Raw genomic sequence first — 24,348 nt, 5'->3', positions numbered from 1 at the left:
TCTTTTGTTTCCTGCAAGGTTTTGAAAACTTTGTAGGTATTTATGTTTATTAATTTGGGCGTGTCCCTCCGGGTCGGGCTATCCGTTACAAGTCCTCGCTCTTCCTTCGTCAGGCTGTGGGCTTTTCACTTCTATCCCTCACGCAGACTCGGTTGAAACAAACAATCTATTTTCCACGATTTCAATTGTCATTTTTCTACCGATGATTTGTTCCTACGGAACATTTTATTCTGAATTCAACCTGCACGGTTTTTAAAACCTTGTAGGTTTGTTATTGACTTTTAATCACTAAAAATATGTTTCTCAAATCCTCCATTAAACACCTTTTCGATCCATACCCTAAATTCTAAATTTGTAGTAATATGATATATTTTACCATTACTTTCTATTTTGAATTTTTCGTTATTATCAATCTTACTTTTAATACTTTTTAATTCAGATACACAATATAAATATGGATTCATCGTATCATACCAATTTGAATTTAAAAAAGCTTTAAATACTTCCCCATCTTCTGAATAAACAATATGCTCTCCATCCATTTAATAATATTTATATTTATCAAGTATATTAATACCTACAAGGTTTTGAAAACCTTGCAGGAGCGAAACTTTACGCTAAAACCGGCGCCACTCTCGGCTTATAATCCTTTGCAACCTCAGCCATTAATCGAATATGATCTGGTGTTGTACCGCAACAGCCACCGATAATATTGATTAAATTATCATCTAAATATTCTTTAATAAAAGCCTGTGTTTGTTCTGGCGTTTCATCATATTGTCCGAAAGCATTTGGCAAACCTGCGTTTGGATGTGCCGACACATTAAAGCTTGTGTTATGCGCTAATGTTTTTAAATAGGGTTTCAGCAAATCGGCTCCAAGGGCGCAATTGAATCCTACACTTAATAAAGGAATATGCGAAACTGAAATCAAAAACGCTTCTACAGTTTGTCCAGAAAGTGTTCTTCCAGATGCATCTGTAATTGTTCCTGAAACCATGATTGGAATGTCAAGATTACGTTCTTCTTTTACTTCTTCAATTGCAAAAAGTGCCGCTTTAGCATTTAGTGTATCGAAAATTGTTTCTACTAAAAGCAAATCGCAACCACCATCCATTAAAGCTTCTGCTTGTTGTTTGTAAGCAATTCGTAAATCGTCAAACGTTACGGCTCTGTAACCTGGATCATTTACGTCTGGTGACATACTTGCCGTTCTGTTTGTCGGTCCGATTGAACCTGCTACGAAACGTGGTTTTTCCGGATTTTTAGCGGTAAACTCATCGGCTACTTGTCTTGCAATTTTTGCCGATTCGTAGTTTAACTCGTAAACCAAATCTTCCATATGATAATCGGCCATACCAATTGTCGTTCCTGAAAAAGTATTGGTTTCTACGATGTCTGCACCAGCTTCAAAATAAGCAGCGTGAACAGCTCGGATGGCTTGTGGTTGTGTTAGGGATAATAAATCGTTGTTTCCTTTTAATGGATGCGGAAAATCTTTGAAACGCTCTCCTCTAAAATCTTCTTCTGAGAAATTATAGCGTTGCAGCATCGTTCCCATTGCTCCATCTAGGATTAGGATATTTTTTTTTATTGCTTCTTGTATTGTAATTGCCATATTCTTTTGCCGCTAAGGCACTAAGGCACAAAGCTTTTTTATTCTATTATTAAAACATACCTAATAGTCCCGAAGCCTCGGGATTGGAAACCTGTTAGGATACGCGTTTTGATTCACATTAATTCCAAAAGTGCACTATTGCTGGCTCATTAGCCCCGATGGAAGCAAATATCCTTTTATTCTGGGGTTCAGAATAAAAGATATTTGTGTACAGCGGGAACTATTGACTGCAAAAATGCGCCAATGATTCGCTCCTGATACAGAATCTGTTTCAGTAAAATATTGTATGTTGTCTGGAAAAGTTTTGAGAAATACTAGTATGTATTTGTGTTATCTATCTTTAATACTGGAAAATATTGTATAAAGTAGAATTTAGCACCTTCTTTATGATAAAGGGTTGCTAAGGTTTCATTGGGTCTATCCCTCCGCCTTTCGTGATAACTGACAATAATTTTAAGAACAGTGCAAAGGTATGAAATAGGGATACGATTTGCAAATGTTTTTTTCTAAGGTTCTGATCCCGAAACTTCGGGACTGAGATGCTAAGGTTCTAAGGCTAAAGTTTGATTTTGATTTTCAAATATAGCCCGCGGTTTTAACCGCGGGAGTGCGTGTTCATGCGGTGTGTTCCAATGGTTGAAACCAGGTTATGTTTAATTTGTTTCTAAAAAATAAAGCTCAAACTTGACATTAAGTTTGAGCTTTATATACAAATTCTTAAAATTTATAAGGTTTAACTAATGTTTAGGTTTTTGTTTTGTTCCCCTAAAATTAATGATTTCAACAGTATTAGATTCTTTATTAAGCCTATAAACTAAATAATTATTTTTATCTATAGTTGCTTTATGCAGCGACACATTTTTTTCAGATTTTGGAAATTGTTCTGGATTGTGACTGATTTGGTTTATTACTTGCTGAATTTTATTTTCTAAATTTAAAATTTCTTTTACTGTCCATTTCGCTTCAAGATAATCAACAACTTTATTAAAGCCTTTTACAGCTTGGGAAGTCCAAATAAATTTTAATGCCATTTCGAAAATCTTTTCATGACATCTTCATGACTTATAAATTCCCCTTTTTCGGCTTGGTCTAATCCAATTTGAATTTCATTTTTTTCTGATTCTGATAATTTATCAAACCAATCATTTTGATTTGCTTTTAAAACCAATTCCAGTTTTTCTAAAATACTCTCATCTTCCACCTTAACCAACTCCTGAATAAATTGATATTTTCTAGCCTCTAAATTCATGATATTCAAAATTTATATATTACAAAGATACGTTTTTTTAGGTTCTGATCCCGAAGCTTCGGGACTAAGATTCTAGGGGACTAAGCTAAAAAAAAGCCCAAACAATAAGTTTGAGCTTTCTATATAAAAAATCTTAGTCACTTAGAACCTTAGTATCTCAGCATCTCCGATTAAACAATCGCTTTCACAACTGCTTTTGGCGCTTCTTTACGAGTTCCGTCGAAACCGTCTACTCCAGAAACTGTTGTATATTTCAATACGTATTTTTTACCTGGATTGATGATTCCGTATGCAGCTTGGCACATCAATGTTGCTTCATGGAATCCGCAAAGGATTAACTTTAATTTTCCTGGATATGTATTTACGTCTCCAATGGCGAAGATTCCCGGAATATTCGTTTGGTAATCTAATGCATTGTTTACTTTAATGGCATTTTTTTCGATTTCTAATCCCCAGTCTCCAATTGGACCTAATTTTGGAGTTAATCCGAAAAGTGGGATGAAATAGTCACACTCGATTTTACGGTGCGCTCCGTTTTCTTCGATATCTAATGACTCAACATGCTCAGCACCATTAATTCCGATAACTTCTGCTGGAGTGATTAATTTAATTTTTCCAGCTGATTTTAATTCCTGTACTTTTTCTACAGAATCTAGAGCTCCTCTAAATTCATTTCTACGGTGAATTAAAGTTACTTCTGAAGCTACATTTGCTAAGAAGATACTCCAGTCTAATGCTGAATCTCCTCCTCCTGCAATAACAACTCTTTTATCTCTGAATTTTTCAGGATTTTTGATGAAGTATTTTACTCCTTTATCTTCATAAAACTCGATATCTTCGATAAGTGGTTTACGAGGCTCAAAACTTCCTAACCCTCCTGCAATCGCAATTACAGGCGCGTGAAATTTAGTTCCTTTATTTGAAGTTACGATAAATGTTCCGTCTTCTTGTTTGTCGATGGTTTCTGCACGCTCACCTAAAGTAAAACCTGGCTCAAATTGTTTGATTTGCTCCATTAATCCATCAACTAAATCTCCAGCTAATACTTCTGGGAATCCAGGAATATCATAAATTGGTTTCTTTGGATATAATTCTGAAAGCTGTCCTCCCGGCTGAGGCAGAGCATCTAATATGTGGCATTTTAATTTTAGTAATCCTGCCTCGAATACGGCAAATAAACCTGTTGGGCCTGCTCCAATTATAAGTATATCTGTTTTAATCATTATGTTGTTGTTTATAATCATTCTTAATAGTGCAAAGAAACGAATAATTTATTCTACTGACAATGATTTTTATCATTCATTTCTAAAGCGATATTTTTACTCTCTATTTTTGAGTGAAGCCGTGATCTCATTCATCTTCTTCACTTTTTCTTCAAAATTGCCTTTTAAGGTTCTGCGGTATTCGTTCAGGTTTTCTACCATTTGATTAATGTCGTCGGGAATTATTTCTTCAAAAAATTCTCTTAGTCTTTTGGCAGTTGTCGGCGATTTTCCATTGGTCGAAATGGCAATTTTCACATTTCCTTTCGTTACAATGCCTCCTAAATAATAATCACATAAATCTGGCGTGTCGGCGATATTACAAATCAAATAACGCTTACGTGACAAATCGTACACTCTTTTGTTCACCTTTAAATCGTCTGTACAGGCAATTACCATGTGACGTTTTTTAAGCATTTTCTTTTTGAACTTTGCTTCCGTCAATTTAATTGAAGGATGTTTTTCGGCTAAAACTTTAATTTCTAAATGAAAATCGGGCGCTACAACCTCTACATTTGCATTTGGACTTGATTTTAGCAAAAAAGAAAGCTTTTCCAGACCTACATTTCCTCCTCCCACAATTAATACGTTTAAATTGTGCAGTTTTAGAAATATTGGATATAATTCGTTTTGTTCCATTTTAATTTATTTTCATCCAATCAAAATTAGATGATTTACCAATCAAATGCTCCTAACGGAACATTTTTGTTGGGAACATTTTTTTTCTACCGATGAAATGTTCCTAACGGAACAATCTCTTTACATACATTCGGTTAAAAACCGATGCTTCGATATTGGTTCCTGCAAAATTTTATCTTGTTATTTCTTTTGATAGAAATTCTTCGTAAAATCCTTTTAGTTTATTGCTTTCTCTTACAACTTCTCCAAGAACAATAATGGCCGGTGAACCTAATTCTTTTTCTTTTACAACTTCTAAAATTGAATCTACTGTTCCTACACCAACTTTTTCTTCTGCTGTTGTTCCGTTTTGAATGATTGCTACTGGTAAATCTCCTTTATTTTCTTTTTGAAACAAATCGATTATTTGAGGCAATTTGTGCATTCCCATCAAGATTACAACTGTTGCAGAAGATTGAGCTGCCAAAGCTACATCTGATGATAATTTTCTATCCGAAGTTGTTCCTGTAATAGCCCAAAAGCTTTCTGAAACGCCACGTTTTGTAATCGAAATTCCATGACTTGCAGGAACTGCCACTACAGATGAAATTCCGGGAACTACGATAGTTTCAATTCCGAAACTTTCTGCAAATTCCACTTCTTCACCACCTCTTCCAAAAATAAAAGGATCTCCGCCTTTTAGTCGGACTACATTTCCGTAAGTCAAAGCATTATCAACAATTAATTGATTGATTTGATCTTGCGTGTAAGCATGATTTCCGATTCTTTTGCCAACAAAAATCTTGATTGCATTTTTAGGTGCATAATCCAAAATTTCTTCATTGGCCAAAGCGTCATATAAAACCACGTTGGCTTCAGCCAATGCTTTTACAGCTTTGAGCGTAAGTAGATCGGGATCGCCTGGACCTGCACCGACTAAAGTTATTTTGGGTTTTATATTAAGCATTTGCTAATTCTTGTGCTCTGAATGTTTCGATTTTATCAAAGAAAACTACTGCCTGAGCAATGTAATCTTTAGCGAAAGCTTCAGATGGTTCATTTTTATTGATTTGGTAAACCAAATCTTTAAAAGTTGAGTTTAATTCTATTTTATTTTTTTCAATAAAAACGGTATCAAATAAGTCTACAATTCCTGCATGGTGATTTGTTTTTTGGTTTTCTGCCAATAATAAAGCCTTAGCACCGTTAACAAATCCTGCATAAGCATGGTAAATAGCATCTGACCATTTTTTCTCGTCGAAAGATTCTTGAGCCAAAATCAATTTCTCTTTAGCTTCAAACAATAAAGTCGCTACTAAATCGATCACAACTCCCGCACATTCTCCAACTCCAACTGCTTTTACATAGTTGTCTGCGTTACCCCAGTCTACAAAATCAGCTTCTGTTAAATTGGTTACATCTGCGAAAGGTTTTAAGATTTCATAGAAATATTTCTCTCCTTTTTGATCGTAATAGTTTAGGAATTTTTCTCCATTCGCATTGTTATCATAATCATTTAAAATGGTACGCAATGCATCTGGTCCTCTACGGCTTGGAATTTTAATTACTTTATCGGCAAAACGGCCTTCTCCGTTTCCTAATCTTCCTCCGCCTAACAAAACCTGTAAAGCCGGAGCAACCAATTTTCCTGAATTAATAGACATTCCCTGGAATCCAATTGCAGACATATTATGCTGTCCGCAGGCATTCATACAACCTGAAATTTTAATTTCAATTTCGCGGTTGTTTAAATACTGAGGATATTCGGCATTTAAAACTTTTTCTAATTCTTCTGCAATACCTGTACTACTAGCAATCCCTAAATTACAAGTGTCAGTACCTGGACATGCCGTAATATCTCCTGTAGAATTATATCCTAAATGAACAAAATCCAATTTGGCTAATTCCTGATAAAAGAATGGTAAATTCTCTTCTTTTACGTGACGTATTACAATATTTTGACGCAATGAAAAACGTAATTCGTTTGCTGCGTAATTTTTAATTAAATCCGCTAACAATCTGGCTTTATCCGTATAAAAATCTCCTAACAAAACTTTGATTCCGATAGCATAATAGCCATCTTGTTTCTGTTTGATTACATTCGATTTTTTCCAAGCTTCATAAGCTTCAGTATCTTCGATTGTAACGTGTGGAGCTTCTAATAATGGTTCTGGAATTGGACCTTCAAAAGCAGTCGTATCAATTTCGTATGTTTCAAAAGCGATCGCTTTTTTCTCTTTTTCAACTAAATCAAGGAAAACATCTTTTCCGATTTCTTTGATTAAGAATTTCATACGCGCTTTCATTCTTTTAGCACGTTCACCATATCTGTCAAAAATACGAATGATCCCTTCTGCTGTTGGAATGATTTCGTTTACTGGAACAAACTCTGAAAGTAATTCGGCATGAGCTGGCTGAGATCCTAAACCTCCACCAAACATGATTTTAAAACCTTTTTGTCCATCTTTAATTTTCGGAATAAATCCTAAATCGTGTAAATAACTCAAAGCGGTATCTTCGTCTGAGGACGAGAACGAAATTTTAAATTTACGTCCCATTTCCTGACAGATTGGGTTTCTTAACAAATATTGAAAAAGTCCGTGTGCATAAGGCGAAACATCAAATGGTTCATTTACGTCAACTCCAGCCAATTCGCTTCCTGTAATATTTCTAACCGTGTTTCCACAAGCTTCACGAAGCGTAATATCGTCTTTAGCCAAATCTGCCCAAAGTTCTGGTGTTCTGTCTAAACTTACGTAGTGAATCTGGATATCCTGACGCGTTGTAATATGTAAACGTCCTGTAGAATATTCATCAGAAACCTGAGTAATACGCACTAATTGTTCGCTGGTAACTTTACCGTACGGCAATTTGATACGAATCATCTGAACGCCTTCCTGACGCTGTCCGTAGATTCCGCGCGCTAAACGAAGACTACGAAAACGCTCATCATCAATTTTTCCTCCACGGAATAAATGAATCTTTTTTTCTAATTCGATAATTTCTCTTTGAACTATCGGATTTTCTATTTCTGTTCTAAAACTTTCCATTTCTTTTACGCTTTAGGCTTTAGGCTATACGCTTTAAGCTTTTTTACATTCTTGCTTTAGGCTTTAGGCAATAAGCTTTAAGCTTCCTAAATACCTGATATATATTGTTTTTGCTAAAAGCCTAAAGCCTAAAGCCTATTGCTTACAGCAGTGAAACTATCTAATGAATCCTACTCCTGCTGTTGTGTTTGTTGCAGTATCAATTAAGATAAAAGCTCCGTTTGATTTGTTTTCATTATAAGAATCAAAATATAACGGTTTGCTTAATTTAATGCTTACTTCCCCAATTTCGTTGATTGCTAATTGTGAAGCTTCAGTCGTTCCTGAGTAATCAGTTGCAATAGTGTTTTTAATACTTTCTACTTTTGCCAAAACTCTATTCGTATTATGCTGTACTAAATACTTTGTTCCTGCAACCAGTTTTTTACTATCCATCCAGCAAACAGTTGTGGTAATATCTTTTTCAATTTTTGGAAGTTCATCTGATTTTACAATCATATCACCTCTCGTTACATTGATATCATTTTCTAATTCAATTGTGATAGATGAACCTGCTACGGCTTCATCAAATGTTTTATCGAAAAAGTGAATTTTAGATACTTTTGATTCTGTTAAAGAAGGAAGAACCGTCACAGCATCTCCAACTTTAATTGAGTTTCCGTATAACTTTCCTGCGTAACCTCTAAAATCATGGTATTCTTCTGTTTTTGGACGAATAACGGTTTGAACTGGGAAACGTGCTTTTCCAGCTTCAAAAACATCAGAAGCATGTAATCCTTCCAAATGTTCTAAAACGGTTTGCCCATCGTACCAAGGCATATTTTCTGATTTATCAACTACATTTCCGCCGTTGATTGCGCTTAACGGAATGTAGCTTACGTTTTGTTCCTTAAAAGTGCTTTTTGCATTTAATGCCTGAAAATCAGCTTTGATTTTATTGAAAACTTCTTCTGAGTAATCCACTAAATCCATTTTGTTGATGGCAACAATTACTTCTTTTACTCTCAATAAATTATTGATAAAAAAGTGACGATAAGTCTGCTCGATTACGCCTTTTCTGGCATCAATTAAAATGATCGAAACCTGAGAAGTTGAAGCTCCTGTAACCATGTTTCTTGTATATTCCACGTGACCTGGAGTATCGGCAATAATGTAACTTTTCTTTGCGGTCGAAAAATAAATATGCGCAACGTCAATTGTGATTCCTTGTTCTCTTTCTGCTACCAAACCGTCTGTTGCCAAAGAAAAATCAAGATAATCGTATCCTTTTTGTCTGCTGCTTTTTTCGATTGCTTCAATTTTATCTGTAGTCAATGATTTTGTATCATACAATAACCTTCCGATCAAAGTACTTTTTCCGTCATCTACACTTCCTGCTGTTGCTATTTTTAAAACGTCCATCTTAATATTTGTTTCAGGTTTAAAGTTTCAGGTTTCATGTTCTCTCGAAACTTAAATCTGTATGTTTTTGTTTTTTTGATTCTAACTTTTAAAATTTCGTCCCGAATTGCATTTACAATTAACAATTCATAATTAACAATTATTAAAAGTACCCTTGTTGTTTTCTCTTTTCCATTGCAGCTTCAGAACGTTTGTCATCGATTCTGGCTCCTCTTTCAGAAATGGTTGATGATCTGATTTCACCTACCACTTCTTCTATTGTTGCGGCATAAGATTCAACAGCAGCTGTACAACTCATATCTCCAACGGTTCTGAAACGAACAATTCGTTCTTCGATTTGTTCGTCTTCTTCCTGATACACAAAAGGAGAATGCGACCAGATTAAACCGTCTCTCAAAAAAACTTTTCTTTTATGTGAAAAATAGATTGATGGAATCTCGATTTGTTCTTTTTCGATATAACTCCAAACATCCAATTCTGTCCAGTTCGAAATTGGGAAAACGCGAACGTTTTGTCCATTTTCGATTTTTCCATTCAAAATATCAAACAACTCAGGTCTCTGATTTTTTTCATCCCATTGTCCGAAATCATCACGAACAGAGAAAATACGTTCCTTAGCTCTTGCTTTTTCTTCATCACGACGCGCGCCTCCAATGCAAGCATCAAACTTAAATTCTTCAATTGCATCTAAAAGTGTTGTAGTCTGTAAGCTGTTACGGCTTGAATATTTACCAGTTTCCTCAACCACTTTTCCTTCATCAATAGCATCCTGAACATTACGAACGATCAGCTCTAAACCTAATTCTTCAACCAATTTATCTCTAAAAGCAATTGTTTCAGGGAAATTGTGCCCCGTATCAACGTGTAAAAGAGGAAACGGAATCTTTGCAGGAAAAAATGCTTTTTGCGCTAAACGTACCAATGTGATAGAATCTTTTCCTCCTGAGAAAAGTAAAACCGGTTTGTCAAACTGTGAAATTACTTCTCTGAAAATGTATATCGCTTCACTCTCTAAAGCGTTTGTTTTTAATACTGAACTCATTGTTTTTTTGTTTGATATTTTGATAGTTTCAAGTTTTAGGTTTCAGGTTTCAAGTTGTCACCTCATCCAAAAATCTCCACTCTTTATTATATAATCTATTTTCTATTCTCTAAAAAAAGTCTTGCCTCTTGCTTCTTTCTTCTACAAACTCTATTCTTTCTTAGCGCTATGCAAACCACATTCTTTATGGCTTGATTCCCACCACCATCTTCCAGCTCTGATATCTTCACCAGGAAAAATAGCTCTCGTACAAGGCGCGCATCCAATACTTACGAAACCTTGTTTATGTAAAGAATTTTGAGGAACATTGTTTTCTGACAAATACGTTTCAACTTCTTCTAAAGTCCATTTTAGTAACGGATTGAATTTGATTATTTCGAAGTTTCCGTCGTATTCAAACAAACTTAAATCGTGTCTGTTTTCTGATTGTTCTGCTCTTAAACCCGTAATCCAAACTGAATTTCCTGCTAAAGCTTTTCGTAACGGAACCACTTTTCGAATAAAACAGCATTCTTTTCTGTTTTCAACCGAATCGTAAAAGCTGTTTGGTCCTTTTGTTTTCAGAAGATTTTCTACTGAAGCAGCTTCTGGAAAAAAAACTTCGATTGGTCTTTTGTATTTTTTTAATGTCTTATGAAAAACATCGTAAGTTTCCTGAAATAATCTTCCGGTGTCTAAAGTAAAAACAGTAATATCTGTGTTACTTTTTGCAATAAAATCAGTAATTACCTGATCTTCCTGACCGAAAGAAGTTGAAAAAATTACTTTTCCCGGAAACTTTTCTGCTAAAAAAACTAAGGTTTCGTCAAGCGAAAGATCTTTAGTTTTATCTAATAATTCTTGTACAATAATCGCACTCATAATCTCTTTCTCCCTATCTAAAGAATTATAATAATTTAGATAATGTTTTTAAACTCAATAATATAATTAGAACTCCAACCGCAACCATCATTGGTTTTCTTTTGATCTTGTTTACCAAATATGCTGCTAACGGCGCTGCAATAACTCCTCCTAAAATTAATCCGATGATTACCTGCCATCCGTGGATTCCTCCAAAAATCATAAAGGTGATACCGCTTGCAAATGAAATTGCAAACTCAGCTGCGTTTACAGAACCAATTGTATATCTCGGATTTCTTCCTCTTCCTAATAATGTTGAAGTTACGATTGGTCCCCAGCCTCCGCCTCCAACTGAATCCATGAAACCGCCAAAAACGGCCAAAGCACTTAGTTTTTTAGTTTTCTTCTTTACAATTGTTTTTTTCAATGCTTTTCTTATGATTACAATCGCTAAAACAATCATGTAAACGGCAATAAACGGTTTTATCACATCTCCATTAATTACGTCCGATAACAAGTAAGCTCCTGTAATTGAACCTAAAACACCTGGAATCAATAAATGTTTTACCAGTTTTTTATTGATATTCCCAAATCGGTGATGTGAAAGTGCCGATGCTCCCGTTGTAAACATTTCTGAAACGTGCACTGCTGTACTGCTCACAACTGGCGGAACTCCATACGCCAATAAAAATGAGGTTGACGTTGCTCCGTAACCCATTCCTAAAGTTCCGTCAACCAATTGGGCAAAAACTCCAATAGCAAAAAACACTAAAAATTCCTGATTGAATCCTGCTACAAATCCGTCCCAGGAAAATTCAGCGTGGTGATTGTATACTAACACTGACAATAAACCTACCAATAAAACAATAGGAATTCCAATCCAAAGCTTTTCTTTTAAAGAATCGGCAGTATTTATTTTCAGTTCTTTTTCCATATTACAATGATTCATTTTACCTTAAAACCCATTACCCTATCGGGCTAATAGATTACTTTGCAAAAATACTACTTATTTCCAAATTACAAAGCAATATTATTATTTTTTTAAACTTCTGTTTCCGTATTTATCAGGTTCTAAAAGAGATATTTAAACAAATTTCACAAATGCCGGATTTTTTCAACATATTCAAACAATTTAAAATCGAAAAATACTTGCGTATGAAATAGATTTTTTAATCTCTATAACATCTATAGGATAATTATAAAAATGTCGTATTTTAGCTCAAATTTTTTTTATGGATTTTCAGATTGGTCTTGTGATTGCGGGGTTAGCAGTTGGTTTTATCGTTGGATTAACAGGTGTTGGAGGCGGTTCTTTAATGACTCCAATTTTATTATATTTTGGCATACCGCCTACCACAGCAGTAGGAACAGATTTATTATATGCTGCTTTTACGAAAGCTGGAGGAATATTTGTACATAATAAAAAAGGAAATATAAACTGGAAAATTACGGGATGGCTGACCTTAGGAAGTGTTCCTGCCGCTTTGATAACGTTATGGATTCTAAACAGTATTAAAACAGATATCGAAACTATAAATCGTGTAATTAAATACAGTTTAGGCTGGGCATTATTGTTTACTTCTATCGCAATTATATTTAAAAACAGAATTTTAAAGTTTTCTCAGAAACATGCCGGCGATAAATTCCACAGCGAAAGCCATACTCAAAATATGCTGACTATTGGGATTGGAGTATTATTGGGCGCGACTGTAACTTTAACTTCTATTGGAGCGGGAGCCTTAGGAACTGTGACTTTGTTTTTTCTTTATCCGCTTTTACCAACTCCGCGCTTGGTAGGAACTGAAATTGCTCATGCTGTTCCTTTAACTTTAGTTGCTGGAATTGGACATGCTTCTATGGGAAATTTAGATTTAGCGCTTTTAGGACAATTATTAATGGGATCTCTTCCCGGGATTTATATTGGAAGCAGTTTAAGCGGAAAAGTTCCTGATTTATTTTTGAGAAATGCTATTGCTGTAATGCTTTTTCTAGCAGGATATAAATTGATTTTTTAGAATTGTAATATATATTTCACATAAAAAAATGACCACTTTAGATCTCTAAAATGGTCATTTTTATTATATAGAAAAAGTTCTAAAAAGCAATATCTGCTAAAGAATTACTTTCTAATATTTTAAGTGTATTATCTCTAACTTCTGTCATTAAACGTCGAGCAGCACAAGTCGATTCATCATCGCAGTCATCGCATCTTTCGTAGAAATTATGACTAGCACATGGCAATAATGCAATTGGACCTTCCAGAATACGGTATACTTTTGCCATACTGATATCCTTAGGATCTTTGATTAGGTAATAACCGCCACCTTTTCCTTTTTTGGCTCCAAGAAAACCAGAGTTTCTCAAAAGCAATAAAATACTTTCTAAAAATTTGATTGAAATATGTTCACTTTTCGCAATTTCAGCAATTTGTACAGGTTCATTATTTTCTCTCCTGGCTAAATATGTAAGGGCTTTAATTCCGTATTTTGTTTTCTTTGAAAGCATTTTTATATTTTAGATTGTAACTGCAAATTCTAGTTTCACTGACTTTAAAATGAACTAAAACAAACAATAAGCATATTTTCTGCAACAAAAATAATCTTTTTAAATGAGAATATAACAGATTGAAACTTATATTCTACCAAATTAGTATAGTTTAAATTAATTTCCATCATTTATTCCAATTGAATTCAAACTATAAAAGATTTCCATGGCATTTTTTAAGTCTTTTTTCTCTACAACATAAGTTTTAGAAATAGAATCATGCCAAAATTTCGCTGATTTACTTAAGAACGATAATGCCTCAAAAGGAATTAAGCGACAAAAAGTTCTAATGCAAATAATCTTAAAACTTGGTGTTTTGCCATTTTTATCTACTACAACACTTCCTGTGATAATTTTACCAATTGTTAGTCCAAAAATGCTTTCTAAAAGCAAATAATAAATAATTGCAAAAGAAAGGTACGTTCCTACAACTCCAAGATCTATCATAACTTCTACCCAGACCCTATAAATGTCCCATTGAAAAACATTTCCCGTAATGACAACAAGAAAAGTAAAAACAAATATGACAGCTACTATAAACACAAAATCAATAATGCCGTTAAAGAAACGATCGCGGTCCGATGTTACTATTTTTTTTTCAACAACATAAATAGAAGTGCTCAATGGTATCTTGATTTTTTTGATTATAATTTTAAATTATAGACAAAAATATATTTAAAAAAAATAGAACGTAAATAAATGGCGATTTTTAACAGTAATAAATTTACAGTTAAAAATCGCCTTTACTATTAGAAAATTGAAATATATAATTAAGCTAGTGCCTGTTTCAAATCTGCAATTACATCTTCTACCGTTTCTAAACCTACGGAAACACGAACAAGACCTTGCGTAATTCCAACTGCTAATTGATCCTCTTCAGATAATTTGCTGTGTGTTGTAGAAGCCGGATGCGTAACAATTGTTCTGGTGTCTCCAATATTTGCAGACAATGAACAAAGTTGTATTGAATTCAAGAACTTTCTTCCTGCTTCAATTCCGCCTTTAATCTCAAATGCGATGATGTTACCGCCAGCTTTCATCTGCTTTTTCGCAATTTCATATTGCGGATGCGATTTCAAAAACGGATATTTTACGCTGTTTACATTTGGATGGCTTTCTAAAAACTCAGCAACTTTTAGAGCATTTTCGCAGTGTCTGTCAACACGAACGGCCAGTGTCTCTAAACTTTTTGAAAGAACCCAAGCATTAAATGGCGATAAAGCCGGACCTGTGTTTCTAGAGAACAAATAAATCTGTCTGATTAACTCTGCATCACCAACTGTTACTCCTCCTAAAACACGTCCTTGTCCGTCGATTAATTTTGTTGCTGAATGGATAACCAAATGCGCTCCAAATTTAATTGGCTGCTGTAAATAAGGTGTTGCAAAACAGTTGTCGATTATTAAAATCAGATTGTGTTTTTTAGCAATATTTCCTAACAATTCTAAATCAATTACATCAACTCCTGGATTTGTCGGAGATTCGGCGTATAATATTTTGGTGTTTGGCTTAATAAAACTCTCGATTGTTTCTGGCTTATTAATCTCAAAATACGAAGTTTCGATATTCCATTTTGGAAAATAAGTCATAAACAAAGCATGAGTCGAACCAAAAACACTGCTTGCAGAAACAATATGATCTCCAGAATTTAACAATGCTGCAAAAGTAGAATATACTGCAGCCATTCCCGTTGCAAAAGCATAACCAGAATCTGCACCTTCCATTTTGCAGATCTTATCCACAAATTCTGATGTGTTTGGATTACTGAAACGGCTGTAAATATTTCTTTCTTTTTCTTCTGTAAACGAAGCTCTCATATCTTCAGCATCTTCAAAAACGAAGCTTGATGAAAGGTACAAAGGCACCGAATGCTCTAAATACTGTGATCTTTCTAATTGTGTTCTGATGGCTTGTGTTTCAAAACCAAATTCTTCTTTATTCATTGTGTTGTTTTGTTTTTGTTTTTTTGTTTCAAGTTTAAAGTTTCAGGTTATCACTGAACTTAAAATTCAAACTTTTTAGAGAAATTATCTAATTCTCTAATTAACTAATTTTCTAATTCTTACAAAGCTTCGTTGTTCAGGACAACTTTGTATTTAATTGTTGCCGTTGGCTCAACCGTTTTGGCAACAGAACAGTATTTCTCGAAAGAAAGCTGTGCTGCTTTTTTGGCTTTTTCTGGGCTGATTTCTCCTTCTAAATAAAAAACCACATCGATTTCTTTAAAAGGTTTTGCTTCTTCGATTTGAACTCTTGTTCCTTCAACCTCAGCATTGAAAGAAGTAATTTCCTGACGCTGTTTTTTTAAGATTGAGATCATATCAATAGCGCTGCATCCTGCAACGCCCATTAACACCAATTCCATTGGACTTGCTCCTAAATCGCTTCCGCCAAATTCGGCTCTGCTATCAACGTCAACTATGTGTCCGCGTTCATTTTTTACTTTAAAATGAAATGCGTCATTTACTCTGTTTAAAGTTACTTTCATTGTGTTGTTATTTTTTTGTTTTGTTATAGTCTTGTAAATATAAAATCTCAAGTCTAAAATCTGCAATCTAAAATCGTATTATCCTTTATCAGACAATCTCAAAATATCTCCAAATACTCCTCTTGCCGTTACCGCAGAACCTGCACCAGCTCCCTGAATAACGATTGGGCGATCTCCGTAAGATTCTGTATAAATTTCGAAGAAAGAATCAGAACCTTTTAATCCACCTAATGCAGTATCTTTTGGCACTGAAACTAATTTTACTTCAAGATTTCCTTTGTCATTTTGTAAATCACCAGACAATTCGCCGATATATCTTAATACATGATTTGGCTGCTGTTCTGCTTTTATTTTTGCATAAATTGGATCAAATTCTTTTAATTTCGTTAGGAAATCAGCAGCGCTTCCTTCACGTAAGTGTTCTGGAATTAAATTCTGAATTGATATTTCTTCAAATTCATTTTGCAAATCCAATTCTCTAGCTAAAATTAATAATTTTCTACCCACATCATTGCCACATAAATCCTCACGCGGATCTGGTTCTGTATATCCATTATCAATTGCTTCCTGCAGAATTTCGCTGAAAGGCGCATCTTTTGCAGAGAAATTGTTAAATAAATAACTCAATGTTCCTGAGAAGACACCTTTAATTTTTGTGATATTTTCACCTGAAAGATGCAGTAATTTAATCGTATCAATTAATGGTAATCCTGCTCCAACATTAGTTTCGTATAAATAATTCTTTTGGTTTTCAGTTAGAGATTTTCTTAATTCTTTGTAAAAACCATAGCTTAATGTATTCGCCACTTTATTGGAAGAAATCAAATCGAAACTGCTTTCTACAAGCGGAATATAATTTTCTACGAAAGTTGCACTTGCCGTATTATCAATTGCTATTAAGTTTTCTAAATGATGGTCATTTGCATAAGCGATAATATCTTTAATTGTGTATGACTCACCTTTTGTTTCAATTTCATTTTTCCAGTTTGCAGTAACCCCATATTTATTTAAAAGCAGCTTTTTTGAGTTTGCAATAGCAAAAACATTCAGCTTAATATCTTTTCGTTTTTCAATTGCTGCAGCTGATTCTAAAATTTGATTAATTAAAGTTCCTCCAACTAATCCGTGACCGAAAATTGCAATGTTGATTTTCTTAGAAACACCAAAGATTTCACCGTGAATTACGTTTAAGGCTTTGTTTAATTCTTCTTTTTTAACAACCAAACTCACGTTTTTACCCGTTACAGTGTTGTTAAACAAAATCGGAACAATTTTATTTTTGATTAAAGCGGTGTATGGTTTATGAAAAGTGCTCAAATCCTGCCCGATAATCGAAATTACCGATACATTATCTGTCACTGTAATTTGGTTTACATCTTTAGAATAAAAGTCGTTTTCGAACTCTTTTTCTAATTCTACCATTGCAAGTGTAGCTTTTTCAGTCGCTACAACAAGCCCAATTCCTCTTTCTGAAGAACCTTGCGAAATAATACTTACACTGATATTGTGATCTCCCATTACTTTAAAAATACGAGCATCTACTCCAGCTTTTCCAAGTAATCCTCGTCCTTCAAGGTTAACAAGAGAAACATTTTCCAGAACAGAAAGTGTTTTAATCCCTTCTTTCGCAGAATCGGATGTAATTAATGTACCTCGGTTTTCGTGATTGAAAGTATTTAAAATACGAAGCGGAATATTTTTTTCTAATAACGGAATTATCGTTTTGGCGTGCAGAATTGTTGCTCCAAAATTTGCCAGCTCGTTTGCCTCGTTAAAAGACAAATATTCAATTTTCTTAGCATCTGCAACTAAATCTGGATTTGCAGTATAAATTCCGTCTACGTGTGTAAAGTTTTGAAGTTCTTCGGCATTTAAATAATTTGCGATTAACGAAGCGGTATAGTTACTGCCGTTTCTACCTAAAGTAGTTGTGTCGTTGTTGTTGTTGGATCCAATGAAGCCTGTAACTATATTAACCGTTTCGCCATTATGTTCTTTAAAATAATTGACTACGTTTTTCTTTGAAAGCTGTTCCAAAGGTTGTGCATCACCAAATTTAGAATCGGTTTTCAGCAATTCTCTTGAATCTACAAAATTGGCTGGAATCCCTTTTTCTACTAAAATAGCAGTCAATAATTTAGCTGAAAGCAATTCTCCTTTTGACAGAATCTGATCTTTGATTTTTTTACTGTAATCGCCAATTAGACTTACTCCTTCAAAAAGTTTATCTAAAACATTAAACTCTTCCGAAAAATCTACATGCGGATAATCTGATATTTGATATTTTTTAAAATTCTCTAATAATTCTTTATAACTGCCATTTTTTGCAGCAATGGTTAAGATAAATTCCAATTCATCTGTTGCGTTACCGCGCGCAGAAACTACAACGGCAATTTTTTCACCTTGATTTACTTTATCCGAAATGATCGAAACAACTTTGTTAAGTCCTTCTCCGTTTGCTAATGATTTACCTCCAAATTTTAATACTTTCATTTTATTTTTTTATTGTTTCTGCCTTAAAAATATCGGCAAGTAAATGATCTAATTGTTTGTACTCGATTAAAAAAGCGTCATGTCCGTGAACCGAATCAATTTCGCTGTAGAAAACATTGTCTTTAAATTTCTTCAATTCTTCATAGGTTTCTACGTTTTCTTTTGCTGTAAAAAACAAATCCGAATTAATTCCTACTATATGAATTGATGCATTTGATTGTGACAATAAGTTTTCAAAACTTTCACTATTTCTAGTAATATCAATTGTTTTAAGCAGCTGATTCATTAATTTATAGGAAGCTAACTGAAATCTTTGCTGCAATTTTTTTCCGTGATGCGCCAGCCAGCTTTCGATATTAAAAATCAAAAGGTCTTGATTAATGGTACGCTGAAATTTTTCTTTGAATGATTCTGGCGAACGATAACACAACATGGCGTGTATTCTCGCATCTTCGATTGGTTTTGAAGAATTATTGAGAATTTGTTCTTGCAGGAAACAATTGGCAATCAGCCAGTCTGTCGATTTCCAGTCGCTCGCAATCGGGATAAGATGTTCTGTGATATTTGGCGCTAAAGCTAAGATTTCCCAAGCAATTCCGCCTCCAACTGAACCTCCAATTATGGCATAAAGCTTTTCAATATTTAAAGCTTTTACTCCTTCGATAAAAATTCTGGCAATGTCTCTTGCAGTAAAATCTAGATAGTTTTCGATTAGGAAAGAATTGCTCCCATTTCCTGGAATATCAAAAGCTAAAATGGTGTAAACAGCAGTATCAATGGTTTTACCTTCGCCAATTAAGTCATTCCACCAGCCGTTTTCGCCAGTAACTTGCGCATTTCCTGTCAAGGCATGATTTACCAAAACAATAGGCGCACTATGCAATGGCTGACCGGCAATAATAAAACTTAAAGGCAGTGTACGATAAAGCGCACCATTTTCTGTGGTGAAATTTTGTATGCTAATAGGGTTTGGTATATTTTCCAATTTCAAATCTGTTGTATTATCTGATTTGTATCTGGAAATATTAGAAAGAAAAAACTAGTGTAAACTAGAAAAATTCTTGTTGTTATCTTTCCACGTTGGGCGTGGTAGAATGCAGCACCTTCTTCGAATTAACGAAGGGTTGCTAAGGATTCATCGGGTCTAATCCCTCGTCCTTTCTTTATAACATTTCAATACTTTTTTGAACTTAACGAGTGCAAATTAACTACTAATTTCTCTAACAAACAAATTTTATCGAAACTGTTTGCTAAATTTCATAAACATACTGCAGCAAAAACTCTTATACGCAAAAATTTACCGAACAAAAATGCCCAGTAAAATTAAGCAGGCCGAAGCCTATTTTGCGATGCTTTTTAGTTTAGATAAAAAGCGTTTCATTTTCTTTTGAATACATCAAAAACAACAAAGAATTTGGTGTTATTTTTTCGGCATTTTTTCCCGTTTCAGTAATTCCGAATCTTGGGTGAGCCAACTCGTTTGCCGGCGGCGGCGGATTATTTCTTTTTGTTCTTTTGTTTTTCAAAGTAGAAATCGTTTTTGCTAAGTAGTTCAATGTGCTCATGATATTAAGTTTTAGTTTAGTTGCGTTTTATAATCTTTATTTCTTTTTTATGTTTATGTTAAATCGCTTTTTGGAATAAAAAAACCCTTTTGGAATTTCAGATACCAAAAGGGTTAAGTTTTTTAAACTCATTTATTCTTTTAGTATCAACAGACGTGCACGCAAATAAGCGCGACAGCAAACATCTTGTTCATCTGTAAGGATTTATTCATCTGTGATTTATATTGTATTTTATTTAAATTCTGCATTTGTGTAAAATTAAAAAGCCTCCCAATATGTTTTGGGAGGCTTTACTATATTTATATTGTATTCTTACAATTTTTTAAGCAATAGACAACCCAGCCTCGGTACTAACCGAAATGGCGCAAAACATTTTGTTGACTTTTAAGTTCATTTGATTTCTAGTAGTTTTTGGGTATAACAAATATGCAACTATTATTTTTATTACACAAATAAAATTCAAGAATTTAATTACAAAATACGTTAAAAAGTGATTTTTTTACGTCAAAAAACATCTTACAAAAAAAATTTACAGAAAAAGACTATAAAAACTTACAAAATAATTTGTTTTTTAGCTTTCTAAACTTCCTTAACGAATCAGTTTATCAAAGAACATTAGTTATATTTTTAATTTCTAAGAAGTTTTTAAGACCAAACGGCCTCTCTATTCCTAATTCTTTCGGCAACTTTCAAAATATCGGTTATAAGTCCTCTCGAAATTGCCTGTTTGCATGGCGGTGCACTTTGGATTACAATTGGAACTTGTGCGTATGACTGCGTATAAATTTCAAAAATCGTATCGGAGCCTTTTAATTGTCCAATTGGAGAATGTGCAGGTTCTGAAACCAATTTAACCTCGAGCTTGTTTTTCTCAAAATCAAATTCGCCCACATAACGGAGTACATGATTTTCAGCCTGTGTTATTTTAGTTATTTTAAATGATTTGTCAACGGCCTCTTTATTTAGTATTCCATTCTTTTCCAAGTGATTTTCTGTAATAAAAGGCTGTATTTGAATATCGGAGAAGTCAAAGTCTTTTCCAACTTCCCTGGCCAATATTAGAAGTTTTCTTGCCGTGTCGTTTCCAGATAAATCTTCCTTGAATGTTGATTTCATCAATCCTAAAAGACTTGCATCTTTTAAAACAGATGAAAATGAAACATCTTCGGCGGAGAACCGATTAAAAACATAACTTAAATGATCTGAAAATACGCCTCGAATCTTGGTGATTTTTTCTCCCGAATAATACAAATCTCTTAAAGTCTGCAAAACTGGAATTCCAGTATCAACGGATGTTTCATACAAAAATTCTTTGTCATACTTTTTAAGGTCTGATCGGAGCTCTTTGTACAAGTCTATCGGCAGTGTATTTGCTTTTTTATTGACAGCCACAATATTAAATCCGTTTTTAATGAGCGTGTTATAATGTTTCACCAATTCATCACTGGCTGTTGCATCTACAGCAATCAAGTTTTCGAATTCATTTTCTTTAGCAAATTCAATAATATCTTCCACCTTAAAAGGAACTGCCAATTGTCTAAAATTGGTTTCCCAAGAATAACCAACTCCTTCTTTCTCGAAAAAGGCCACTGTAGAATTAGTTATAATAGGAAAATGAAAATCTACATTTTTACTTTCAAGAAAAAACTCCTGACTTTCGATAATCTGATTAATCAAAGTACTTCCTATATTTCCAATTCCGAAAAGGATAATGTTTATTTTAAGCTTTGACATAATTTCTACTATTTTGTTTTTTTAACCATATAAGTGATATAAGTTCATTTAATTTTCTTTGCGTTAAATTGGCTAGACGCACTGTGGTACATTTTACTAAAATGAACTTATATCACTTATATGATTTATGATTTATAGAGATGCTTTTCATAAAAAATCACCTTTAGCAATAACCAATCACTAAAGGCAATTTTTCAAACAAAAAACAAAAAAACCTAATTCTTATTTATACTGTATTGTGAAAGTGAAACACTTGCAAAAACAGTTTGCAGATCTGCAATTAAATCTTCAATATCTTCAATTCCCACAGATAAACGTACCAAATCTTTTGAAACTCCTGTTTCGATTTGTTCTTCATCTGTCAACTGCTGATGTGTTGTACTTGCCGGGTGGATAATCAGCGATTTAGTATCTCCAATATTGGCCAGTAGAGAGAATATTTTTGTATCATCTACTACTTTTTTCGCAGCATCAAAACCACCTTTTAATCCGAAAGTAATGATTCCGCTTTGGCCTTGCGGCAAATATTCCTTGGCTAAATCGTAATATTTATTCGATTTTAAACCTGGATAATTCACCCACACAACCTCATCTTGTTTCTCTAACCATTCGGCCAAAGCCAAAGCATTCTCACTATGTTTCTTGATTCGGATTGGAAGTGTTTCTAATCCTTGAATAATCTGAAAAGCATTAAATGGACTCAAAGCGGCACCAAAATCACGCAGTCCTTCAATTCGTGCTTTTGCAATAAAAGCCGCATTTCCTAAAGCTTCGTGATATACTAATCCGTGGTAACCTGCAGATGGCTCGGTAAATTCAGGGAATTTTCCGTTTGCCCAATCAAAATTTCCAGCATCAATGATAACGCCTCCTAAAGAAGTTCCGTTTCCAGCGATATATTTAGTTAAGGAGTGAATTACAATATCGGCACCATATTTAATTGGGTTCAATAAGTAAGGTGTCGCAACTGTATTGTCTACTATAAATGGCACTTTAAATGCTTTGGCTTCTACCGAAATTGCTTTTAAGTCTAGTACATCTAATTTTGGATTTCCAAGAGATTCAACAAAAAAAGCTCTTGTATTTTCTTTTGCCGCTTTGGTAAAATTTTCTGGTTTTGAAGGATCTACAAATGTTGTTGTAATTCCTAATCTTGGCAAAGTAACTTTCAGAAGATTATAAGTTCCTCCATATAAACTGTTTGATGCAACTATATGATCTCCCGCTTTTAGCAAAGTCAATAATGCAGTAGAAATTGCCGATGCTCCAGATGCCGTTACTACAGCTCCGATTCCTCCTTCAAGCGCGGCTAAACGCTGTTCTAAAACGTCGTTTGTTGGATTGTTTAATCTTGTATAAATAAATCCAGCTTCGGCAAGACCAAATAAATTGGCGGCATGATCTGCATTATTAAATACGTATGATGATGTTTGGTAAATTGGCACCGCTCTTGTGCTTCCGTTTTTAGTAACATCGTGTCCAGCGTGTAGTGCGTTTGTTGCAAATTTTTGTGTACTCATGATTTCTTAGTTTTTAGATATTGTTAATATGTTATATTTTGTATTTGATATTGTTTAAACATAAAGATCTTCTTCTTCAAGATCATACATTTGACACAATAATGATTTTTGAGTTTTTATATAATGCTCTGGATTATACTTTAAAACTTCACTTATTGTTTCTTCAGTTTTAGGAGCATTCTTTTGAGAGTCTGTTCTCAATAAGTAATGAAATGCGATAGTATTTATGTCTAGTGTATTCATGATTTAAAATTTAAAATGTTGGTAAAATAAAAAAGCCCTTTCGGATGGCTTACCAAAAGGGCTTATAGTTGAAACTATAACAAAGATTTTATCTTTCACTTTCGGCAACAGCAAATTGGGACGCACATCGACATCTTACAACACATCATCATTTTATTTACTCTTGAATTATTCATTTTACTTTTTTTTAAATTTGTAACCATATAAGCGATATAAGTTCATTTTAATCTTAAAAGCTTCACTATGATTCTATCTCAATTTGAATTAAAAAAAAACCTCCGCAAACTGCAGAGGTCTTATTGTTATTTTTAGATTTAATTACTAAACAATAGTGCACTCTGCGGAAGTTTCCAGCATCATACAGCACATATTTTTAGCAGTTAAATTCATTTTTCTATTTGTTTTGTTTGGCAAATGTGAGAACTTTTTTTCAAACCACCAAACAAAAAGCGAATTAATTTCTATTACCCTATCAATTTAATATGCTTTTGTTAAATTTCTGTTGTATAAAGTAAAAAAAGTTGAACTTTAATTTGCAAATCAAAATGGTTTTGTACTTTTGCACGCGAATACAGAGGAAAAATTTGAACTGATTGCAACCTCTTCATAATGAAATGGTTCGTTATGAATACTGAAAGATAGATTTCAGTAGTAAAAAATGCTAAAGCAGAAACTCTCCTTT

General features: G+C 33.9%; 23 protein-coding genes and 2 riboswitches. Of the genes, 1 reads left to right on the top strand and 22 read right to left on the bottom strand.

All coding sequences use genetic code 11. From position 1 onward, the window contains the following. Window positions 1–281: 281 nt before the first annotated feature. The 12 genes from HYN86_RS07005 to HYN86_RS06950 all read right to left on the bottom strand — a co-directional run bounded on the left by HYN86_RS07005 (window position 282) and on the right by HYN86_RS06950 (window position 12,013). Complete coding sequence (locus HYN86_RS07005; RefSeq protein WP_113677392.1) at window positions 282–542, bottom strand: hypothetical protein; 261 nt, start codon at window positions 540–542, stop codon at window positions 282–284. Window positions 543–612: 70 nt separating this feature from the next. Continuing rightward, window positions 613–1,617: a homocysteine S-methyltransferase family protein gene (locus HYN86_RS07000; RefSeq protein ID WP_113677391.1), complete on the bottom strand. Its 1,005-nt coding sequence runs from the start codon at window positions 1,615–1,617 to the stop codon at window positions 613–615. 327 nt (window positions 1,618–1,944) lie between these two features. Further along, window positions 1,945–2,061: riboswitch (SAM riboswitch) on the bottom strand. Between the two features lie 293 nt (window positions 2,062–2,354). Next, window positions 2,355–2,648 carry a type II toxin-antitoxin system RelE/ParE family toxin gene (locus HYN86_RS06995; RefSeq protein WP_113677390.1) on the bottom strand — a complete coding sequence of 98 codons (294 nt, stop codon included), beginning with the start codon at window positions 2,646–2,648 and terminating at the stop codon, window positions 2,355–2,357. Next, the gene (locus tag HYN86_RS06990) at window positions 2,639–2,866 is read right to left on the bottom strand and encodes a hypothetical protein (protein ID WP_113677389.1); all 228 of its coding nucleotides are present in this window, start codon (window positions 2,864–2,866) and stop codon (window positions 2,639–2,641) included. The genes HYN86_RS06995 and HYN86_RS06990 overlap by 10 nt, the downstream gene beginning before the upstream one ends. A 170-nt stretch (window positions 2,867–3,036) precedes the next feature. Beyond that, window positions 3,037–4,089 (bottom strand): NAD(P)/FAD-dependent oxidoreductase, encoded by a 1,053-nt coding sequence (locus HYN86_RS06985; protein WP_113677388.1) that lies wholly within the window; start codon window positions 4,087–4,089, stop codon window positions 3,037–3,039. 96 nt (window positions 4,090–4,185) lie between these two features. Further along, entirely contained in the window at window positions 4,186–4,767 is a 582-nt protein-coding gene (locus HYN86_RS06980; protein WP_113677387.1) for a precorrin-2 dehydrogenase/sirohydrochlorin ferrochelatase family protein, read from the bottom strand. 172 nt (window positions 4,768–4,939) lie between these two features. Continuing rightward, window positions 4,940–5,713, bottom strand: a complete 774-nt coding sequence (gene cobA / locus HYN86_RS06975) for a uroporphyrinogen-III C-methyltransferase (protein ID WP_113677386.1) — start codon at window positions 5,711–5,713, stop codon at window positions 4,940–4,942. Then, a complete protein-coding gene (locus HYN86_RS06970; RefSeq protein ID WP_113677385.1) occupies window positions 5,706–7,796 on the bottom strand; it encodes a HEPN domain-containing protein in 2,091 nt (696 codons plus the stop codon). The genes cobA and HYN86_RS06970 overlap by 8 nt, the downstream gene beginning before the upstream one ends. 156 nt (window positions 7,797–7,952) lie before the next feature. Further along, window positions 7,953–9,197: a sulfate adenylyltransferase subunit 1 gene (locus HYN86_RS06965; RefSeq protein ID WP_113677384.1), complete on the bottom strand. Its 1,245-nt coding sequence runs from the start codon at window positions 9,195–9,197 to the stop codon at window positions 7,953–7,955. A 142-nt stretch (window positions 9,198–9,339) separates the two neighbouring features. Next, window positions 9,340–10,239, bottom strand: a complete 900-nt coding sequence (cysD, locus tag HYN86_RS06960) for a sulfate adenylyltransferase subunit CysD (protein WP_057117574.1) — start codon at window positions 10,237–10,239, stop codon at window positions 9,340–9,342. A 150-nt stretch (window positions 10,240–10,389) separates the two neighbouring features. Further along, complete coding sequence (locus HYN86_RS06955) at window positions 10,390–11,100, bottom strand: phosphoadenylyl-sulfate reductase (RefSeq protein WP_113677383.1); 711 nt, start codon at window positions 11,098–11,100, stop codon at window positions 10,390–10,392. 25 nt (window positions 11,101–11,125) lie between these two features. Beyond that, window positions 11,126–12,013 (bottom strand): sulfite exporter TauE/SafE family protein, encoded by an 888-nt coding sequence (locus HYN86_RS06950; RefSeq protein WP_113677382.1) that lies wholly within the window; start codon window positions 12,011–12,013, stop codon window positions 11,126–11,128. A 298-nt stretch (window positions 12,014–12,311) separates the two neighbouring features. On the opposite strand from HYN86_RS06950, the gene HYN86_RS06945 reads away from it, so the two are divergent. Then, window positions 12,312–13,094, top strand: a complete 783-nt coding sequence (locus HYN86_RS06945; RefSeq protein ID WP_113677381.1) for a sulfite exporter TauE/SafE family protein — start codon at window positions 12,312–12,314, stop codon at window positions 13,092–13,094. A gap of 79 nt (window positions 13,095–13,173) precedes the next feature. Here HYN86_RS06945 and HYN86_RS06940 read toward each other — a convergent pair whose 3' ends face one another. The 10 genes from HYN86_RS06940 to HYN86_RS06895 form a co-directional block, all read right to left on the bottom strand. Continuing rightward, the gene (locus HYN86_RS06940; protein WP_008466594.1) at window positions 13,174–13,584 is read right to left on the bottom strand and encodes an RrF2 family transcriptional regulator; all 411 of its coding nucleotides are present in this window, start codon (window positions 13,582–13,584) and stop codon (window positions 13,174–13,176) included. Window positions 13,585–13,740: 156 nt separating this feature from the next. Continuing rightward, window positions 13,741–14,247: an RDD family protein gene (locus HYN86_RS06935; RefSeq protein ID WP_162789318.1), complete on the bottom strand. Its 507-nt coding sequence runs from the start codon at window positions 14,245–14,247 to the stop codon at window positions 13,741–13,743. A 146-nt stretch (window positions 14,248–14,393) separates the two neighbouring features. Beyond that, on the bottom strand, window positions 14,394–15,566 hold the full coding sequence (locus tag HYN86_RS06930) for a trans-sulfuration enzyme family protein (RefSeq protein ID WP_113677379.1): 1,173 nt from the start codon (window positions 15,564–15,566) through the stop codon (window positions 14,394–14,396). 119 nt (window positions 15,567–15,685) lie between these two features. Further along, window positions 15,686–16,111, bottom strand: coding sequence for an OsmC family protein (locus HYN86_RS06925; RefSeq protein ID WP_113677378.1), 426 nt, complete (start codon window positions 16,109–16,111; stop codon window positions 15,686–15,688). A gap of 78 nt (window positions 16,112–16,189) precedes the next feature. Then, entirely contained in the window at window positions 16,190–18,604 is a 2,415-nt protein-coding gene (gene thrA, locus HYN86_RS06920; protein WP_113677377.1) for a bifunctional aspartate kinase/homoserine dehydrogenase I, read from the bottom strand. Between the two features lies 1 nt (window position 18,605). Beyond that, entirely contained in the window at window positions 18,606–19,589 is a 984-nt protein-coding gene (locus tag HYN86_RS06915) for an alpha/beta fold hydrolase (protein ID WP_230406439.1), read from the bottom strand. A gap of 79 nt (window positions 19,590–19,668) precedes the next feature. Further along, a riboswitch (SAM riboswitch) is annotated at window positions 19,669–19,776 on the bottom strand. Between the two features lie 189 nt (window positions 19,777–19,965). Next, on the bottom strand, window positions 19,966–20,169 hold the full coding sequence (locus HYN86_RS06910; protein WP_113677375.1) for a hypothetical protein: 204 nt from the start codon (window positions 20,167–20,169) through the stop codon (window positions 19,966–19,968). A gap of 645 nt (window positions 20,170–20,814) precedes the next feature. Continuing rightward, window positions 20,815–21,903 (bottom strand): homoserine dehydrogenase family protein, encoded by a 1,089-nt coding sequence (locus HYN86_RS06905; protein WP_113677374.1) that lies wholly within the window; start codon window positions 21,901–21,903, stop codon window positions 20,815–20,817. Window positions 21,904–22,118: 215 nt separating this feature from the next. After that, window positions 22,119–23,423: an O-acetylhomoserine aminocarboxypropyltransferase/cysteine synthase family protein gene (locus tag HYN86_RS06900; RefSeq protein ID WP_113677373.1), complete on the bottom strand. Its 1,305-nt coding sequence runs from the start codon at window positions 23,421–23,423 to the stop codon at window positions 22,119–22,121. 54 nt (window positions 23,424–23,477) lie between these two features. Next, the gene (locus HYN86_RS06895) at window positions 23,478–23,666 is read right to left on the bottom strand and encodes a hypothetical protein (RefSeq protein ID WP_113677372.1); all 189 of its coding nucleotides are present in this window, start codon (window positions 23,664–23,666) and stop codon (window positions 23,478–23,480) included. Between the last annotated feature and the right edge of the window lie 682 nt (window positions 23,667–24,348).

It is taken from the genome of Flavobacterium fluviale (assembly GCF_003312915.1).
Taxonomy (GTDB): Bacteria; Bacteroidota; Bacteroidia; order Flavobacteriales; family Flavobacteriaceae; genus Flavobacterium; species Flavobacterium fluviale.
The sequence above is the reverse complement of the archived record's forward strand: the minus strand, read 5'-3'. Positions and strand labels throughout refer to the sequence as shown.